The sequence below is a fragment of the Leptospira congkakensis genome, assembly GCF_004770265.1.
Lineage (GTDB): Bacteria > Spirochaetota > Leptospiria > Leptospirales > Leptospiraceae > Leptospira_A > Leptospira_A congkakensis.
This window is the reverse complement of record NZ_RQGQ01000008.1, coordinates 1-4,107: the sequence shown is the minus strand read 5'-3', so window position 1 is coordinate 4,107 and position 4,107 is coordinate 1. Positions and strand designations below refer to the sequence as shown.

General features: G+C 33.7%; 5 protein-coding genes. All 5 read left to right on the top strand.

The genetic code is table 11. The annotated features are described in order from the left end of the window. Nucleotides 1-204: hypothetical protein (locus EHQ70_RS18620; RefSeq protein WP_208729506.1), on the top strand; the 204-nt coding region annotated here is incomplete at its 5' end. A gap of 122 nt (nucleotides 205-326) precedes the next feature. Further along, nucleotides 327-626: a type II toxin-antitoxin system HigB family toxin gene (locus EHQ70_RS05785; RefSeq protein ID WP_135584423.1), complete on the top strand. Its 300-nt coding sequence runs from the start codon at nucleotides 327-329 to the stop codon at nucleotides 624-626. Continuing rightward, a complete protein-coding gene (locus EHQ70_RS05780; protein WP_002974878.1) occupies nucleotides 627-1,031 on the top strand; it encodes a helix-turn-helix domain-containing protein in 405 nt (134 codons plus the stop codon). 1,353 nt (nucleotides 1,032-2,384) lie between these two features. After that, the gene (locus EHQ70_RS05775) at nucleotides 2,385-2,918 is read left to right on the top strand and encodes a hypothetical protein (RefSeq protein WP_135736255.1); all 534 of its coding nucleotides are present in this window, start codon (nucleotides 2,385-2,387) and stop codon (nucleotides 2,916-2,918) included. A gap of 287 nt (nucleotides 2,919-3,205) precedes the next feature. Beyond that, entirely contained in the window at nucleotides 3,206-3,862 is a 657-nt protein-coding gene (locus EHQ70_RS05770; protein WP_135584419.1) for a DUF2087 domain-containing protein, read from the top strand. The last annotated feature ends 245 nt before the right edge of the window (nucleotides 3,863-4,107 follow it).

Sequence of the window (4,107 nt, the reverse complement as noted above, 5' to 3'; positions counted from 1 at the left end):
TCTTTGATTTACTTTGCTTCGTCTGTTGAAGAATTCTGGTGGGACTTCCAGTTCCATTTTACCTACACTTTTTTACTCGTAAGGCATACTGCAACTAACAGCGTCTTAACGCTTCACTTCGGGACAGGCCCTCGTTCGGCCTACGGCAAATTTCCCGCTTCCCTAACGCCTACTGCGCAGGCTCAGGGCGGGAAACTTCGTTAACACTAATTCGTTATGCGAAAATTTCCGGGCGCCTTAATTTTATAAAGTTGCGAGCGTCCGTGCTCGCTAAAAAAAGCAAAAAAGGAGTTGTTACCAATTCGGGAACAAGGTTTACTTGATTTGTGAGGGTCATTTCAAGAAAGATTCTAAGGGATTTCTACTCAATCCCTAAATACTCTGACTCTAAAATCCCTATCGAAGTTTGGTTTAAAGACACTTCCAGAGCTAATTGGAAATCTCCTTCTGATATAAAGGAAAAATACAGAAATGCTAGTTTCCTTAAAGATAATAGGATCGTTTTCAATATACATGGAAACAAATACAGATTAATTGTGAAGGTTCATTACAATCTACAAACTGTTTTCATTAGATTTATAGGAACACACGAACAATATGATAAAATCAATGCCGAGGTGATTTAAATGAACATTAAACCTATTAAGAATCAAAAAGATCACTTAGAAGCGCTATCTGAGATTGAAAAACTTTGGGACGCTAAAAAAAATACACCCGAATACGATAAACTAGATGTACTAATTACTTTAGTTGATGCTTATGAAACCAAACACTACCCGATTGAAGATCCAGATCCAATTGAAGCTTTAAAATCTGTTATGGATGACATGAATATGAAAAGTGTTGATTTGGGAAATCTCATCGGTGGAAGAAGTCGTGCCACTGAAATCTTAAATCGAAAACGAAAGCTTACCTTAGAAATGATTAGAAAAATTAATCAAAACCTAGGAATTCCAACTGACATTCTTGTGAAAGAATATAAAGTCAAAACTGCTAAGACAGGAAGAAAAAGAACGCCGTCCGTGGCGTAATCCATACAACAAGCCCGAAAACTTCGCATAACAGCAACTAACCGCTTCACTTCGGGACTTACGCCCTCGTTCGGCCTACGGCAAATTTCCCGCTTCCCTAACGCCTACTGCGCAGGCTCAGGGCGGGAAACTTCGTTAACACTAATTCGTTATACGCAATAAATTTAAATTCGATTTAAAACTTGAAAAATTTAATTAAAAACTTAAAGAAAATTCTAAATTTAAAGAATTTAGCACTGCTCATTACCATGCTAATTCTCCTACTATTTTCTACATTAAATATTAAAATAAATACACTTTTCCTTATATTCATCACAGTATATATATTATTTTCATACTCAATGTATACCTTGATTTGGAAGAATGATATAAAATTACTTCTACTTTTATCTATTACAAATTACATTTTCATTTTAGTTACAATTATAAGTATTGCGATAACGCCTTTTGAAAATATCCTATTTTACTTTCTTGCACCTTCCTTGATAATCTTACAAAAGCAAGTCATAGATCGTGATCTTTTAATTAAAACTTTTTTATTTAAATTGGAAATTGTTTTCAGAATCATATATTCATCATTAATCTTCTCCCTATTTATTTTTTTATTATTCATAGAACATATCAAACTTACATTTGTAATAACTTTATATTTTTCCTTACCTTTCCTATTATATTTAATTTTCCTTTTTGTTTTTAAGAAAAAACGCAAAATTTTCAGTAAATACCTTCTCTCTTATTACAAAGTTTCTTTCCCAATTATTTCGATTTATTGGTTTACTCATTGTCTAATACTTTCACTACCAAAACCAGCCAATTAATTACAAATTTACTGCGTATAACAGCGACTAACCGCTTCGCTTCGGGACTTGCGCCCTCGCTCGGTCTACGACACATAGGCTTTTGTCACTCCTCTTGCCTACGCAAGCGTCGTGCCAATCCCTAACGTCCCATTCGGGACTCAGGGCCAGCCTACGTCGGTTAGTCTAGTTCGTTAGTTGCAATATGCTAAATTTCGATCTCGTCTGGTTTCTTTATTTTACTTTTTTATTTATACAGAATTCTGGATTAACAGTATATCTAACTCTTAACGCTTGTTGATCAAAGTCTCTCCTTGATCTACTTTGCTTCATTTGTTGAAGAATTCTGGTGGGACTTCCAATTCCATTTTACCTACACTTTTTTACTCGTAAGGCATACTGCAACTAACAGCGTCTTAACGCTTCACTTCGGGACTGGCCCTCGTTCGGCCTTCGGCAAATTTCCCGCTACCCTAACGCCTACTACGTAGGCTCAGGGCGGGAAACTTCGTTAATACTAGTTCGTTATGTGCAATTGCAGAAATTAATTAGATGAATGAATAAAAATTATAAAATAAATCTATGCTCCGTTATTTTAATAATGGCGGCCTTGCTTATTATTTGTAAAAATTCAGATAGTGATAATAAGCCAATTGAAGAATATGTAAAATGCTCTGATCTAAATGAAATGGGCAAACGATTAAATTCTTCTAATTTTAAGACTGATTTAGAAAATAAAAATGTCGAGGAAATAAATTACGCTAAAAAATCCATAAAACTAATTCAAAACCAATTGAATGTTCTTTTTAGTTCTATTTACAATAGAAATCAATTGAATAAAAAATCGTTAAAAAGAGTTATCACGTCTATCGATTCAATCAGATTTATTTTAATGATTTCAAAATCAGGTGAAATAGTTGATCAAAAATTAATTTGTAGTAATTTTCCTCTTTCATTAACCGTAGAGATTAGAAATGCAATATTCAACTTAAAATTTGATAAACTCCCAAAGAATACAAACAAAGAATCAATTATTTATCAAATCGATGTATTCCCTACAGATTATGGTTTGAGATCTTACTTATTTTAAGAAAACAGATTTCAGGAATATTTAAATTTCATATTTACTAAAATAAGATTACTAGATAATCTGCAACTGCACATAACAGCGACTAACCGCTTCGCTTCGGGACTTGCGCCCTCGCTCGGTCTACGACACATAGGCTTTTGTCACTCCTCTTGCTTCCGCAAGCGTCGTGCCAATCCCTAACGTCCCATTCGGGACTCAGGGCCAGCCTACGTCGGTTAGTCTAGTTCGTTATACGCAATGGCGAAAAACTGAATCAATAAGATAGAATTTAATTAAAATTAAAAAATATGGAAAAAATCAATATTTCAAACTCATTAATTGAGGTAACAAATTCATACTTAAATCTTCTATCAAAATATAAAAATGCCACAGATTCACTCAGTGAAAATCTAAATAAACTATATAGCATTTGCATTTATAGTGAAATTAAAGAAATAATAGATATTAAATATGATCAAAACACTGATTGGAAAAAATTTCTAATAATTTCTAAAAATGAATCAGGCGAAATATCAAGATCAATGATTCTGAATTCTATTTCCTTTAATGTAAAAAATAATGAACCGGAAATAAACTTAACGAATATTCATGGACAAAGTTTTAACATTAAAAATTATTCGCTATTCTTAGCATGCACTCAAACAAAAAATATTTTTCTTAATTCTAAAAACCTGGAATTGTTAAAGAATTACTTACCTATTAGAAAATTATTTTCTAACCAAAACACTTTAATAGAATGGCCTAGAAAAGAAAATCTAAGAAACCAAATTTTAAATTATATTGCTCTGGGATTGCCTGAAACAGATATTTTTAATGAAAAAGAAATTAACGAATATCTTTCATTTTACTACCATGACTATGCACTCTTAAGAAGATATTTGATTGATCTTAAATACTTAAACCGTAATCAAGATGGAAGTAAATACTTTCGCCAAAGCGTATAACAACGGCGAATCGCTTCGCTTCGGCACTTGCGGCCTCGCTCGGTCTGCGACACATAGGCTTCTGGCACTCCTCTTGCTTACGCAAGCGTCGTTCCAGTCCCTAACGTCCCATTCGGGACTCAGGGTCAGCCTACGTCGATTAGCCTAGTTCGTTATGCGACATTTATTAATTGTATGCCTCAGGACATGGGTAACACTTTTGTAGCAAGACATAGGTAACACTTTCAAGTTACTCATCCCTTTAG